At 76.0% G+C, this 15102-nt stretch carries 8 protein-coding genes; 1 reads left to right on the forward strand and 7 read right to left on the reverse strand.

All coding sequences use genetic code 11. The features are described from left to right. Positions 1–22 precede the first annotated feature (22 nt). From ACH4B3_RS00195 to ACH4B3_RS00220, 6 genes are all read right to left on the reverse strand, one after another. On the reverse strand, positions 23–556 hold the full coding sequence (locus tag ACH4B3_RS00195; protein ID WP_398460448.1) for a GNAT family N-acetyltransferase: 534 nt from the start codon (positions 554–556) through the stop codon (positions 23–25). A 40-nt stretch (positions 557–596) separates the two neighbouring features. Next, a complete protein-coding gene (locus ACH4B3_RS00200; RefSeq protein ID WP_398460449.1) occupies positions 597–1439 on the reverse strand; it encodes a GNAT family N-acetyltransferase in 843 nt (280 codons plus the stop codon). Positions 1440–1694: 255 nt separating this feature from the next. Continuing rightward, on the reverse strand, positions 1695–2849 hold the full coding sequence (ispG, locus tag ACH4B3_RS00205; protein WP_398460450.1) for a flavodoxin-dependent (E)-4-hydroxy-3-methylbut-2-enyl-diphosphate synthase: 1155 nt from the start codon (positions 2847–2849) through the stop codon (positions 1695–1697). Positions 2850–3044: 195 nt separating this feature from the next. After that, positions 3045–4352, reverse strand: coding sequence for a M50 family metallopeptidase (locus ACH4B3_RS00210; protein ID WP_398460451.1), 1308 nt, complete (start codon positions 4350–4352; stop codon positions 3045–3047). Then, positions 4349–5626, reverse strand: coding sequence for a 1-deoxy-D-xylulose-5-phosphate reductoisomerase (gene dxr, locus ACH4B3_RS00215; RefSeq protein WP_398460452.1), 1278 nt, complete (start codon positions 5624–5626; stop codon positions 4349–4351). The genes ACH4B3_RS00210 and dxr overlap by 4 nt, the downstream gene beginning before the upstream one ends. Before the next feature lie 89 nt (positions 5627–5715). Further along, positions 5716–7662 (reverse strand): acyl-CoA dehydrogenase family protein, encoded by a 1947-nt coding sequence (locus ACH4B3_RS00220; RefSeq protein WP_398460453.1) that lies wholly within the window; start codon positions 7660–7662, stop codon positions 5716–5718. Positions 7663–8653: 991 nt separating this feature from the next. Between ACH4B3_RS00220 and ACH4B3_RS00225 the strand changes: the two genes are divergently transcribed. Beyond that, a complete protein-coding gene (locus tag ACH4B3_RS00225; RefSeq protein ID WP_398460454.1) occupies positions 8654–14290 on the forward strand; it encodes a CHAT domain-containing protein in 5637 nt (1878 codons plus the stop codon). A 118-nt stretch (positions 14291–14408) separates the two neighbouring features. Here the strand turns inward: ACH4B3_RS00225 and ACH4B3_RS00230 are convergent, their stop codons facing one another. Further along, positions 14409–14924 (reverse strand): GNAT family N-acetyltransferase, encoded by a 516-nt coding sequence (locus ACH4B3_RS00230; RefSeq protein ID WP_398460455.1) that lies wholly within the window; start codon positions 14922–14924, stop codon positions 14409–14411. Positions 14925–15102: the final 178 nt, after the last annotated feature.

The following is a 15102-nucleotide window of genomic DNA, read 5'->3' on the forward strand; positions in this document are numbered from 1 at the left end:
GGCGCCGCCCGGCGGGCGCGCCTCACCGCAGCAGCGGCAGCGGCGCGCCCATCACCGCGTAGGGGCGGGGCGCGCTCGGGAAGTGGACCGGCCGGGCGAGGTCGCGGTAGCCCAGCGTGCGGTAGAGCCCGCGGGCCGGGCTCTCGGTGTCGATGGCGGAGAGGATGGAGCGCGGCTGGCCGGCGCCGTCGGTGAGGGCGGTGATCAGCCGCCGGCCGATGCCGCGGCTCTGGAAGGCCGGGTGGACGTGGAGTTCGGTGACGACGAAGGAGTCCTCCAGCCAGTGGGCGCAGCCGGCGGCGCGCAGGTACGGCTCGACGACGGTGGACCACCACTGGGTGCGGTCGTTGGGCATGCCGTAGACGAAGCCCACCAGCCGGCCGGTGGCGGTGGTGGCGCCGAGGGCGCGGGCGCCGGGGTTGGTCAGGTGGCGGAGCACGATGTGGCGCCGTACGCCGACCTCCTCCTCGGTGAGCCCGAAGGCGACGGCCTGCACGGCGAGGGCGTCGTCCACCCGTGCGGCGAGGTCCAGCGGCCCGACGACGACGTCTTCCATGGCGGCACCCTACTGGGCGGGGGCCCGATCGGGCGGCGGATCAGAACAGCACGCTCATGAACGCGCCGACCTCCCGGAAGCCCACCCGGCGGTAGGCGGCGCGGGCGGGGAGGTTGTAGTCGTTGACGTACAGGCTGACGACCGGGGCGACCTCGGCGAGCGCGTAGCCGAGGACGGCCGCCATGCCGGTCTCGGAGAGGCCGCGGCCGCGGTGCTCCGGCGCCACCCAGACGCCCTGGATCTGGCAGGCGTGCGGGGTGGCCGCGCCGATCTCGGCCTTGAAGACCACCCGGCCGTTCTCGACCCGGGCGAAGGACCGGCCGGCGCCGACGAGTTCCGCCACCCGGGCCTGGTAGAGCAGTCCGCCGTCACCGGCGAGCGGGGAGACCCCGACCTCCTCGGTGAACATCGCCACGCAGGCCGGCATGATGACGTCCATCTCGTCCTTGCGGACGCGGCGCACCAGCGGGTCGGGGGTGATGTCGGCGGGCATGGTGTCGGTGACCATCAGCGGCTGGCGGGCGCGCACCTCGCGGGCCGGGCCCCAGCTGGGCTCCAGCAGGGACCAGAGCTTCGCGGTGGTGGCGGCCGGGCCGACGATGGAGGAGCAGCGGCGGCCGGAGCGGCGGGCCCGTTCGGCGAAGGCGCGTACCGCTTCGGGGGTGGCGCAGATGGGGACCAGGTTGGCGCCCGCGTAGCAGAGGGATTCCAGCTCTCCCCCGCTGTACCAGCCCCACATCTCGCCGCCGAGCCGCCAGGGGTCGAGGCCCGCGGCCCGGACCCGGGCGGTCACGAACGCGTTGGAGACCGGGTCGCGGTCGAGCACCGCGAGCGCCGCTTCGAGCTCGGCGGGCTCGAGAACGCGGGTGGTGGTCGTGAGCACGTGTCGGTTGCCTCACCGTCGCGGGCCGGAAGGCCGTCAAGGGACTCGGTTCCCGCACTGTACATCGCCACCCCGGCGGGGTGATGCCCCGCCGGGGTGCGCGATCGCCGGCCCGGCCGGCCGGGCCGTGAGCCGGTCGGCGGGGCCGGGGCGTCCGCGTGGTGCGGGGCCCGTGGGCCCGGCGCCGGACGGGCACCGGGCGCGGCCGGGCGGGCACCCGGCCCGCGGGTGGCGCCGGCCGGGCCGGGGCGCCGGTCAGCCGACGCTGACCTCGGGGGCGCCGGAGGCGATGCCGTCCTGCTCCATCTCGGCGGCGATCTTCATCGCCTCTTCGATGAGGGTCTCGACGATCTTGGATTCGGGGACGGTCTTGATGACCTCGCCCTTGACGAAGATCTGGCCCTTGCCGTTGCCGGAGGCCACTCCCAGGTCGGCTTCCCGGGCCTCGCCGGGGCCGTTGACGACGCAGCCCATCACGGCGACCCGCAGCGGGACCTCCATGCCCTCCAGGCCGGCGGTGACCTGGTCGGCGAGCTTGTACACGTCCACCTGGGCCCGGCCGCAGGACGGGCAGGAGACGATCTCCAGCCGGCGCTGCCGCAGGTTCAGCGACTCCAGGATCTGGATGCCGACCTTGACCTCCTCGGCCGGCGGCGCGGAGAGCGAGACCCGGATGGTGTCGCCGATGCCCTCGCTCAGCAGCGCGCCGAACGCGACGGCGGACTTGATGGTGCCCTGGAAGGCGGGGCCGGCCTCGGTGACGCCGAGGTGCAGCGGGTAGTCGCAGCGGGCCGCCAGCTGGCGGTAGGCGTTCACCATCACGACGGGGTCGTTGTGCTTCACCGAGATCTTGATGTCCCGGAAGCCGTGCTCCTCGAACAGCGAGCACTCCCACAGCGCGGACTCCACCAGCGCCTCGGGGGTGGCCTTGCCGTACTTCTCCAGCAGACGCTTGTCGAGCGACCCGGCGTTGACGCCGATCCGGATCGGCACCCCGGCGTCGGAGGCCGCCTTGGCGATCTCCTTGACCTTGTCGTCGAACTGCCGGATGTTGCCCGGGTTCACCCGGACCGCCGCGCAGCCGGCGTCGATCGCGGCGAACACGTACTTCGGCTGGAAGTGGATGTCGGCGATCACCGGGATCTGCGACTTCCTGGCGATGACCGGCAGCGCGTCCGCGTCGTCCTGGGACGGGCAGGCCACCCGCACGATCTGGCAGCCGGACGCGGTCAGCTCGGCGATCTGCTGCAGGGTCGCGCCGATGTCCGCGGTCACCGTGGTGGTCATCGACTGGACCGAGACCGGTGCGTCACCTCCGACGGCGACCGATCCGACCTGGATCTTGCGGCTGACCCGGCGGTCCGCGAGCTTGGTCGGTACGGACGGCATTCCGAGCGAGATGGCAGTCATCTGGCGAGCAACCCCAAGGCTATGGATCATGGTCCCGATATCGGCGGGCTCCGGGATTCGAGACTACGGCACCGGGCCGGTGCCCAGCACATCGCTCCCGGTAGGTCGGTGGCCGTCACCCGCATGGCGACGGCCGGGTACGGCGACGGCCGGGCGGGGAGCCCGCCCGGCCGTCGCACACCGCCGCCCCGCCGGTCAGGTGATCCGCACCGGATTCACCAGGTCGGCGATGAGGACCAGCAGGGTGAAGCAGATGAAGATGCCCGCGACCACGTAGGCGACCGGCATCAGCTTGGCCACGTCGAACGGGCCGGGATCGGGCCGCCGGAACAGACGTGCGAGATGGCGGCGGAGCGACTCCCACAGCGCGCCCGCGATGTGCCCGCCGTCCAGCGGCAGCAGCGGCAGCATGTTGAACAGGAAGAGCGACAGGTTGAAGCCCGCCACCAGGAAGAGCATGGTGGCCACCTGCTGGGACGGCGGGATGTCCAGGTGCGGGATCTCCCCGCCGACCCGGGCCGCGCCGACCACGCCCATCGGGGAGTCGGCCTTCCGTTCGCCGTCGCCGAAGGTCGCGTCCCACAGGTCGGGGACCTTGGAGGGCAGGGCGATCAGGGAGTCGAACCCGTCCTCGACCATGTTGCCCATCCGGTCCACCGACTCGCCGAAGGACTGCTTGACCACACCGCTGGCCGGGGTGAAGCCGAGGAAGCCGGCCTTGACGGTCTCGCCCTCCACGTAGCCGCCGCGCCCGTCGGTCTTGGCCACCTCGTTCTCGACGAGGACGGCGTGCAGGTCCTTGCGCTGCCCGTCGCGCTCGATGGTGATGGTGGCCTTGCCGATGCCGTTCCGGATGTCCGCCTGCAGGGTGCTCCAGTCGGGCGTGGGGTGACCGTTGAACGCGATGATCCGGTCCCCGGGCAGCAGCCCCGCGGCCTTGGCCGGGGAGTCCTCGGCGCCCTTGGGGCACTTGTCGGTGTCGACGTCGGCGGACGCCTTGATCACGCACTTGGAGACGGTGCCGACGGTGGTGGTCTGGGTGTTGATGCCGAAGGTCATCATCACCCCGAGGAAGATCACCACGGCGAGGACCAGGTTCATGAACGGCCCGGCGAACATCACGATGACGCGCTTCCACGGCTTGCGGGTGTAGAACAGCCGCTTCTCGTCACCGGGCTGCAGCTCTTCGAACGCCGCCGACCGGGCGTCCTCTATCATCCCGCGCCACGGCGAGGTGGAGCGTGCCGCGATCTTCCCGTCGTCGCCGGGCGGGAACATCCCGATCATGCGGATGTAGCCGCCGAGCGGGATCGCCTTGATGCCGTACTCGGTCTCGCCCTTCCGGCGGGAGAAGATCGTCGGCCCGAAGCCGACCATGTACTGCGGGACCCGGATGCCGAAGATCTTGGCCGTGGAGAGATGGCCGAGTTCGTGCCAGGCGATGGAGAACAGCAGTCCGAGGACGAAGACGACTATCCCCAGGACCGTCATCAGTGTCGTCATACACGAGCCTCCGGGATCGCTGTCGCTTGCGCCGCGCGGGCGGTCAGTTCACGGGCGCGAGCACGGGCCCATGTCTCCGCTTCCAGGACGTCCGCGACGGTCAGTCGGGTTCCCCGGGCGGGGGTGCCGTGTTCGCCCACCACTTCGGCGACCGTATCGACAATGCCGGTGAAGGGCAGCTTTCCGGCGAGGAAGGCGTCCACGCACTCCTCGTTCGCCGCGTTGAACACGGCGGGGGCGGTGCCGCCGAGGCCGCCGACCTGCCGGGCGAGTCCGACCGAGGGGAAGGCCTCGGTGTCCAGCGGGAAGAACTCCCAGGTGGCGGCCTTGGTCCAGTCGCAGCCGGGGGCGGCGTCGGGGACCCGGTCCGGCCACCCCAGCCCGAGCGAGATCGGCATCCGCATGTCCGGCGGACTCACCTGGGCGAGGGTCGATCCGTCGGTGAACTCCACCATGGAGTGGATGTAGGACTGCGGGTGGACGACGACCTCGATCCGCTCGAACGGGACGTCGAAGAGCAGATGCGCCTCGATCACCTCCAGACCCTTGTTGACCAGGGTCGCGGAGTTGATGGTGACCACCGGGCCCATGTCCCAGGTGGGGTGGGCGAGCGCCTGCTCGGGGGTGACATGGGCCAGCTCGTGCCGGGTGCGCCCGCGGAAGGGGCCGCCGGAGGCGGTGACGACGAGCTTGCGGACCTCCCCGCGGGCGCCGCCGAGCAGCGCCTGGAACAGGGCCGAGTGCTCGGAGTCCACCGGCACGATCTGGCCGGGCCGGGCCACCGCCTTGACCAGCGGTCCGCCGACGATCAGCGATTCCTTGTTGGCCAGCACCAGGATCCGGCCGGCCTCCAGGGCGGCGAGGGTGGGCGCCAGGCCGATGGAACCGGTGATGCCGTTGAGCACCGAGTGGCACTCGGAGGCGGCCAGCTCGGTCGCCGCGTCCGGCCCCGCGAGGATCTCCGGCAGCGGTTCCCCGGGCCCGTACCGCTCCGCCAGCGCCTCGCGCAGCGCGGGCACCTTGTCCTTCCGCGAGAGGGCGACCGTGCGCACCCGGAGGGTGTGGGCCTGCTCGGCCAGCAGGCCCAGCCGGCCGCCGGCCGCCGACAGGGCGGTCACCCGGAAGCGGTCCGGGTTGCGCAGCACCACGTCGATGGCCTGGGTGCCGATCGAACCGGTGGAGCCCAGGATCACGATGTCGCGCCGGCCTCCGTCTCCAGGGGCGGCGGTGGCCGCCGGATGGCGGAGGTGGGGGTCAGCCAGGGAGTCCGTCATCCCCCCATTGTGTCGGGTCGCCACCGGGACCCGTGCGTCCGGCTGTCCGCCGGGCGCCGCGGGGGCGGCGAGCGGCCCCGCCGCCCCGGTCAGCGGAAGGGGCGGCGGACGTTCTCCTTCCGCGGCGGGCCATGGGTGGCGTCGGCGATCCACGGGCCGTCGTCGCTGGGGTCGAGGATGCCCTCCTCCAGCCAGCGGTACGCGCCCCCCAGCACCCCGCCGACGATCTTGCGGTCCGGGGCGTCGGTGTTCGTCCACAACCGGCCGAACAGCTCCTCGGCGCGGATCCGGGCCTGGTGGCAGAAGACGTCGGCGAGCCGGTACGCCTCGGTGCCGTGCTCGCCGGCGGACCGCATCATCTCGGCGCGCACGCAGGCGGCGCTCATGGCGAACAGTTCCGCGCCGATGTCCACCACCCGGCCGAGGAAGCCCTGCCTGGTCTCCATCCGGCCCTGCCAGCGGGACATTCCGTAGAACGTGCAGCGGGCCAGCCGGCGGGCCGACCGCTCGACGTAGCGCAGATGGCCGGAGAGGTCCACCGGCCCGGCGAACTCGCGGTAGGCCCGCGGCAGCTGGCCGGGCCCGGTGACCAGGCCGGGCAGCCAGCGGGCGTAGAAGCCGCCCGCCCGGGCCGCGGCCCGGCCCTTGTCGGCGAGCGAGGTGTGCGGATCGACCAGGTCCCCGGCCACCGAGAGGTGGGCGTCGACGGCCTCGCGGGCGATCAGCAGGTGCATGATCTCGGTCGAGCCCTCGAAGATCCGGTTGATCCGCAGGTCCCGCAGCAGCTGCTCGACGGGGACCGCCCGCTCCCCCCGGGCGGCGAGGGACTCCGCGGTCTCGTATCCGCGCCCGCCGCGGATCTGCACCAGCTCGTCCGCCATCCGCCAGGACATCTCGCTGCCGTAGAGCTTGGCCAGCGCCGCCTCGATGCGGATGTCGTTGCGGTCCTCGTCGGCCATCTGGGAGGCGAGGTCGAGGACCGCCTCCAGGGCGAAGGTGGTGGCGGCGATGAAGGAGATCTTCGCCCCGACCGCCTCGTGCCGGGCGATCGGCTTGCCCCACTGCTCGCGCGCCGCCGACCATTCGCGGGCGATCTTCAGACACCACTTGCCGGACGCGGTGCACATCGCGGGCAGCGACAGGCGGCCGGTGTTGAGCGTGGTCAGCGCGATCTTCAGCCCCGCGCCCTCGTCCCCGATGCGGTTCGCCGCGGGGACCCGGACCCGGTGGAAGCGGGTGACGCCGTTCTCGATGCCGCGCAGCCCCATGAAGGCGTTGCGGTTCTCGACGGTGATCCCGTCCGAGGAGGCTTCGACGACGAAGGCGGTGATGCCGCCGGGGTGCCCCTCGGAGACGGGCACCCGGGCCATCACCACCAGCAGGTCGGCGACGACGCCGTTGGTGGTCCACAGCTTGACGCCGTCCAGGACGTACGCGTCCCCGTCCGGGCGCGCGGTGGTGGCCAGCCGGGCCGGGTCCGAGCCGACGTCCGGCTCGGTGAGCAGGAAGGCGGAGATGTCGGTACGGGCGCAGCGCGGCAGGTAGGCGTCCTTCTGCGCCTGGGTGCCGAACCGTTTGACCGGCTGCGGCACGCCGATGGACTGGTGGGCGGAGAGCAGCGCGCCGAGCGCCGGGCTCACCGATCCGACCAGGGCGAGGGCCCGGTTGTAGTAGACCTGGGTGAGGCCGAGCCCCCCGTAGGTGGTGTCGATCTTCATGCCGAGGGCGCCGAGTTCCTTGAGCCCGCGGACGGTCTCGTCGGGGATCCGGGCGTCCCGCTCGATCCGGGCCCCGTCCACCTCGGTCTCCAGGAACCGGCGGAGCCGGGCGAGGAACGCCTCGCCGCGCCGCACGTCGTCCGGGGCGGGCGCCGGATGAGGGTGGATCAGGTCCAGCCGGAAGCGGCCGAGGAACAGCTCCTTGGCGAAACTGGGCTTGCGCCACTGCTGTTCCCGGGCCGCCTCGGCGACCTGCCGGGCCTCGCGCTCGGACGCGGGGCGGGCGGGATCACGCTCGGGAACGGTACGAGCGGTCATGAGGGCTCACCTCACCGCGTAGTCGGGGGGTCGTCCCGGTCGGTCGCCCGACCGGCCGGACCGGTGGTGCCGCCGGTTATGTACCCGATACCTCCGGTACGTACCGGTGCGCCGGTCGATGTCATCCCACCGGGCCACCGGGCCTGGGCGACCGGCCACCCGGCCTGGGGCCACCGGGCTCCCACCCGTCACCCGGCCTCGGGCCACCTGGCTCCGGACGGGCGGACGGCCTCGGGCCGCCGGGCCCGGGCCACCGGGCTCCGACCCGTCACCCGGCCTCAGGCCACCTGGCTCCGGGCGGGCGGGCGGACGGCCTCGGGCCGACGGGCTCCGACCGGCCCCCCGGGCTCGGGCCGCCGGGCTCGGGCCGCCGGCCTCTGGCCGCCGGCCTCTGGCCACCGGGCTCCGGACGGGCGGACGGCGCCGCACGCCCCCACCCGCCGGGGGCCGGCCCCCGGCGGGTGGGGGCGGGGGCGGGCGGTTCCGATGTCGGGGGCTGGTGGCGGTATCGGGGCCGGTGGCGGTCGGCGGGGGTGATCCCGATGCGAGGGTCGGCGACGGCCCCGGGGCCCGTGGGCGGGGACCGTGGCGGCCTGGGGGCGGACGGTCCCGCTGCCGGGGGCCGGTGGCGGTCGGCGGGGACTGTCCCGCCGCCTGGGCCGGTGTCCGTGGTACGGTCCCGTCCCTCCCGGGCCCGGCCCCGGGCCCGCCCGGCACCCCGGACGGGCGCCGCGGCACGGATGCCGTCCGGTGCCGCCGGACGGCTGTCCGGAACGCCACGCACCGTGGCCGAGAACATCGATTCGCGGTCCGCCGGGGTCGTCTGCTGCCACACTCGGCCACGGGATCAGGAGCCGCGGTGGGGGTGTTTCAGATGACCGGACGCTGGCCTTTCGGTCCGTCACGCCGTAAGCGGGTCACGGCCGCGAGCGGGACGGCCGGCCGCCCTGCCGCGGCGGCTGGCCCGGCCGAAGCCTGCCCGGGAACACCCGTGTCCACCGCTCAGCCGGCCGGCCCCGAGGTGATGACCGCGGCCGCCCCGGACGGCGGCCCCGACGGCGACCATCGGGCGGCGGCCACGGACCGGGACGGGGCCGCGGACCAGCACGAGGACGAGGCCCGCGCCGGCGCCGGGCGAGCCGGCGGGCCGGGAACCGTCTCTTGGCCCGAGGCGGGCCCGGCGGCCGGGACGGGCGCCGGTACCGGGGGCCGGGACGCGGCCGCCGGGGCACCGCCGGGGCACCGAACGCCCCGCCGGGGGCGTACCGACGGCGATCCGCAGGAGCTGATCGCGCTCGCCCTCCACCAGGCGCTCGTCGACGACCCGGCCGGGGCTCGGATGCTGCTGGAGCGGGCGGTGCGCCACGGCGACCCCCTCATCCTGTGCTCCGCCGCCGACATCCACCTGCGGGTGCTGGACGACCCCGGCACCGCCCGTGACCTGTACGAACAGGCGGCCCGGCACGGCTCGACCGACGCGATGGGCAACCTGGGGCTGCTCCTGACCCACCAGGGGCGGACCGCCGAGGCCGAACACTGGCTGCGGCAGGCCGCGCTGCACGGCGACGGGGAAGCGGCGAACCACCTCGGCAGAGCACTGCGCGACCGCGGCGAGGCGCGGGAGGCGATCAACTGGTTCCGGCTGGGGGCGGACGCCGGCAGCGCCGACGCGATGGGCAACCTGGCGCTGCTGCTGATCGCCGAGGGGCGGGAGGCCGACGCCCGCCCGCTGCTGCGCCGCGCCGGCGCGGCCGGGGACGAACTCGCCGCCGAGCTGGCCGAGGCGCTCGGCGGAGGCCCGCCGCCGCGTCCGGCCGCTGCCTCTGCCCCTGCCCCTGCCCCTGCCCCTGCCGGTGCGTACGGCCAGGGCGCCGCGGGACCGCCGCACCGGTTCGCCGACCGGAATCCCGGACCGGCGGCCGGCGGGTCCCCAGGTCACCTCGTGAGCGAGTCTTCCGGAACTCTCGTGGGCGAGCCCCCCGGACCCGTCGGGGGCCGATTCCACGGGCCGGACCGGGGTGAGGCCCGCCGACCCGTCGGCGGGGCGTTCCACCGGCCGGACCCCGGCGGTTCCGGTCCACTCGCCGGAGGAGGGCCCCACGGCCCGGTGCCCGGGGAACCGCCCCATGGATCCGCGGGAGGGGGGTTCCGCAGGCCGGGCCCGGGTGAGCCCCGCCCATTCGCCGGAGGGGAATTCCACGGGCCGGACCCGGGCGACCCCCGCGGATCAGAGCCCGGGTCCGGGCCCGGGCTCGGGTCCGGGGGCGGGTCCGGGGGCGGGGTCGGGTCCGGGGTCGGATTCCACGCCCCGGCCTCCGGGAAGCCCCACCGACCCGCCGGAGAAGGTGTCCACCGGCTGGACCCCGCGGGGCCCCGCCCACTTGCCGGAGGGCCCCACGGTCCGGTGCCCGGTGAGGCCCGTAGGCCGGCCGTGGGCCGGCCCGCGCTCGGTGGGGACGTTCCGGGCCCGTACGCCGTGGCCTGGGCCGCCCGGCCCGCCCATGGTGCCGCCCCGCCGGGCGGGGACCCCCGCCCGGCGGCGCCCCTCGGGGACCCGTGGGCCGCCCCGCCCACGGCGGCACACCGGTTCGCCGAGCCGGTCTGGTCCACCCCCGGCGCCGCTGCCGCCGGTGGCACCGGCGCCCCCGGTGCCGGCGCGGGGCCCGGTGCCGGGGCCGATCCGCTCGCCGCGGCGGAGCGGGCCAGACGGGCGTACGCCCGGACCCGGGACCCGGAGCTCCTCGCGACGGCGCTGGAGCTGTGCCGGACCGCCGTGGACGGGTGCGGGCGGCGCCCGGTGGGCGACCCGTACCGCACCTCCTGCTTCGCGACCCTCGGGGTACTGCTGCGGCTCGGCTACGAGCGGGACCGGTCCGGCGAGACCCTCGCCGAAGCGGTGGCGGCGGGGCGCGCCGCGGTCGCCGAGGCCCGCCCCGAGGATCCGGAGTTCAGCCGTCACCTGTGCGCCCTGGCGGTTTCCCTGCTGGAGATGTTCACCCGCACCTGCGATCTGGCGGTGCTCGACGAGTCCATCGCGCTGTACCGGCGTGGGCTGTCGGTCTGCCCGTCCTTCCACCCCCGGTACGCCGGCATCCAGGCCGGGCTGAGCGGAGCCCTGCTGCGCCGGGCCCAGTACGAGCCGGACCCGGAGGTGCTCGACGAGGCGGTCCGGTTCGGCCGGGCGGCGGTGCGTTCCACCCCCACCGGGCATCCGCAGGGGCCGACCCGGCTGGCCGAACTGGGGGCGGCGCTGCTCCAGTACGCGATCGGCACGTCCAGCCTGACCGCCCTGGACGAGGCCATCGAGATCTACCGGCGCGCGCTGTCCGCCCTGCCCGCCGGGCATCCCTCGCAACGTGCGGTACGGACCGCGCTCGACAGCTGCCTGCGGTCCCGCAAGGTGCTCCACGCGGCGCGGGAACGCGGCCGGGCGCCCGGGGCGCCGCGGCCCGCGGGCGGCTCGTGGGACGAGGAGCTGCGGCGCGCCTCGGCGTTCCTCGCCCAGTACGAGCTGACCGGGGAGCTGCCCGACCTGGAGCGGGCCATCACCGGCTTCGAGGCGACCCTGCGCGGCGCGGCCGGGGTCGGGATACGCGAGGCGGCGGTGGCGCGGCTGGGCACCGCGCTGTGGTCCCGCTACGAACGCGGCGGCGACCGGCGCGACCTCGACCAGGCCGTCGACCTGCTCCGGGAGTCGCTGCTCGGCATCTCCGCGGAGGACCGGCCCGCCGAGGAGCCCGGCACGGCCGGCCACCGGGCCCGGCGGTACGGCGACGCGTCCGGGTACGGAGCGGGGGCGGCCGGGCGGGGCGACGGGCGGCACGGCCCCCCGGCCGGGGGCGGGGGCGCACCGGGCCCCGGCGCCCCGGCCGGTCCCCCCGGGGATGCCTGGGCGGCGGGCGGCTCCCCGCACGGCGATGCCTTCGCGTACGACCACGACGGCGCCTCCTGGCCCGGCGCGGCCGGCTGGCCCGGCGACGCGGCCGGCCACGGTCCGGCAGCGGGCCCGGCCGGTGACCCGGCGGACGCGGTCCGGGCCCGGCTCTCCGCGGTGCTGCGGCTGCGCTGGCTGCGGGCCGGGGACACCGCGGACCTGGCCGCCGCGGTCGAGCTGGCACGCGCCGCCCTGGCCGCCACCCCGCCCGCGGACCCGCGTCGCTGCGGACGCCTCCTCGCCCTGGGCACCTGCCTGACCGCGGGCTTCGCGCACAGCGGCGACCGGGCCGTACTGGCCGAGACCGTCGAGGTGCTGCGGGAGGCGGTGGCCCTCGCGCCGGCCGGCGGTGTGGCGCAGGCCTGGGCGCGTTCCAACCTGGCGGAGGCCCTGCTCACCCTCTCGGAGCAGGGCGGGCCGGGCTCCCCCGACACCCTCGACGAAGCGGTGGCGCTGACCCGCGCGGCCTCCGCGGCGGTGCCCGCGGACCTGCCGCTGCACCAGCGCTTCCTGTCCAACCTCAGCCGCGGGCTGCTGCGGCGCTACACCGCGCACCGCGACGCGGGCGACCTCGCGGCCGCGTCGACCGCGGCCCGGGCGGCGGTCGCCGGAACCCCCCCGGACCACCCCGGCCGGCCGGAACGGCTGAGCACACTGATCACCGTCGCGCGGCTGGAGTACGACCTGCTGCGCACCGCCGGCGCGCTGGACGAACTGATCCGGATCGCCGGGCTGACCGCCCAGGAGGTGCCGTCCGGCCACCCGGTGCGGGCCAGGGCGCTGACCGCGTACGCTTGGGCGGCAGGGCTGCGCGGCGCGGGCAGCCGGGACCCGGCCGATCTACTGGCCTCCGAGGCCGGCTACCGGCAGGTCGCCGAGGATCCCACCGCGGCCGTCGGGGAACGCGTCCGCGCCGCCCAGCTGTGGGCGTACCGGGCGCACGGCCTCGGCGGCGCGGCCCGCGCCATGGCGCCCGCCACGCTCGCGGTGGAACTGCTGCCGCGCCTGGCGCCGCCGGCGCGGCGGCCGGACGGATCCGGGGAGCCGTGTCCGGGCCCCGGGGGGCCGGGGTGGGGCGGGACCGCCGGGGAGCCCGGGGAGCCGGGGTGGCCCGCCGCCCGGCGGTCGGCGCCGCCCGCCGGTCCCGCCTCGTACGCGGCGGCGTGCGCCATCGAGCTGGGCGACCCGGAGCGCGCGCTGCGGCTACTGGAACACGGGCGCGCCGTGCTGCTGGCGCACGCGCTGGGCGGCTCCGCCGAGTCGGCGGCCCTCCACACGTTGCACCCCGGGCTGGTCGACCGGTTCCGGCGGCTGCGGGAGGTGCTGGACGAGTCGCCGGCCGACCCGTACGCCGCCGAGCCGGCCGGCTCCCCGGGGCCGTTCGGCGGACTCGTGGGCGGCCCGGCCGGGCACCGGCCCGGCGAGGACCGGCACGCACTGGCCGAGGAGTGGGAGCAGGTGACGGACCGCATCCGGCGCCAGCCCGGCTTCGAGGGGTTCCTGCGCCCGCCCGAGCTGCCGGAACTGCTGGACGCCGCCCGGGGGCACGGCCCGGTGGTGGTCCTCAACGTCAGCCGGCTGCGGTGTGACGCGCTGCTGCTGACCGGGGAAGGAGTGCGCGCGGTGCCGCTGCCCGCCCTGGGCTACCAGGAGTTGTCGCGGCGCACCGAGCGGTTCCTCTCCGCGGTGCGGGTCGCGCACGACCCGGCGGTCGCCGCCGCGGGCCGGCAGTCGGCCCAGACGGAGGTCCACGAACTCCTCGAATGGCTGTGGGAGACGGTGGCAGATCCGGTCCTGCGGGCGCTGCGCCTGACCGGGCGTCAGCGGCGTGACCGGCGGCTGCCCCACCTGTGGTGGGTGCCCACCGGCCCGCTGACCGCACTCCCGCTGCACGCGGCGCAGCGCCGGACGCCGGCGGGGGCGGTCACCGACGCGGTGCTGGACCGGGTGGTCTCCTCCTACGCCCCGAGCGTGCGGGAACTGGTCCGCGCCCGCGCCCGGCAGCGTTCCTCGGCGGGCTCCCGGGCGTCGTCCGGCGCCGCGCCCGGGGCCGGCGCTCCCGGGGGCCGCGGCCCCGGTGGGCCGGCCGGCCGTGCCCCGGAGCCCCTGGTGGTGGCGCCGGCGGCGGACCCCGGCGCCGCGGAGCCGGCCGAGCCGCCGGGCCGGACGGCGGTGCTGCCCGCCCGGCTCCCGCACAGCCGGGTGCTGACCGGTGACCGGGCCCGCCGGGACGTGGTGGTCGACACCCTCGCCCGGCACCGCTGGGCGCACTTCGCCTGCCACGCCGTCAGCGCGCTGGACGACGCGGCCGCGAGCCGGGTGGTGCTGGCGGAGCGGGCGGCCGGGCAGCTCACCGTGGCCGACATCGCCGGACTCGCCCTGGCCGACGCTGAGCTGGCGTATCTGAGCGCCTGTACGACCACGTCGGACGGCGGCACCCCGGCCGACGGCGCGGTGCACATCAGTGGGGCGTTCCAGCTGGCCGGCTACACCCATGTGGTCGGCACCCTGTGGCCGGTCGCGGACGAGGCGGCGGTACGGATCACGGAGGCGTTCTACGCCTCGCTCACCGCGGGTTCACCGCCCACGGCGGACGAAGCCGCGTACGCGCTGCACCAGGCGGTGCGCGGCGTGCGCGAGGCGCACCCGGCGGTGCCCACGCTCTGGGCCGGCCACCTCCACATGGGCCCCTGAGCCCCGGGCTCCCCTAACCCCACGGAGTCGGTGAAGTGCCGGGCGGCCCGGCGTTGGCGGTGGGGCACCGGCAGCGGGGAGGCAGACCGGCGTGGCTGGTGGTCGGGCCGCCGCCAGGTCAGTCGGCCGTGCCGGTGGGTGCGGGGCGCACCATGGCGAACTCCAGCAGGTCCTCCCCCTCCCGCACCGGCTGCACCTGCCCGGACCGCTGGAAGCCATGGCGGGCGTACAGCCGCTCCGCATGCCCGTTGCCCACCGTCACCCACAGCCGCACCTCGGGAAAGCCCTGCTCGTCGGCGAACCGCAGGGCCCGCCGCACCAGCAGGTCGCCGACCCCGCGGCCCCGGGCGGCGGGGTGCACCCACATGGACACCAGCTCGGCGAGACCGGCAGCGGCAGCGGCAGCAGCAGCGGCGGGGACGACGCCGATCAGACCGCACACCTGGGCACCGTCCTCGGCCACGAACTGGTTCCACCGGGTCAGGCGCCGCCGCCACTCGTCGTCCGTGAAGGCCTGCTCTCGGCCGAGCGTCGAACCGAACACCTCGGGGGTGTCCGTCAGGGCCGCCAGCCGGACGGTCCGGTAGAGCGCCCAGTCCTCGGCCGCCAGGGGGCGTACGGAAATCGTCGTCATGGGCGAGACCCTGACCGGCACCGGCGCACCCCCGCAAGGGGTTTCCGTACGCCCAGGCGCCCGGGGCACCGGCGGGCGTGGACGGAACCGGCGGGGTGGGCGGGCGGCCGATTTCCGGTCAGGAGCGGCGGAGCGGGAGAGGGGCGGGGCGGGAGAGGGCCGGAAAAGCGGCGGACCG

The organism is Streptomyces sp. NPDC018031, from assembly GCF_044327625.1.
Lineage (GTDB): Bacteria > Actinomycetota > Actinomycetes > Streptomycetales > Streptomycetaceae > Streptomyces.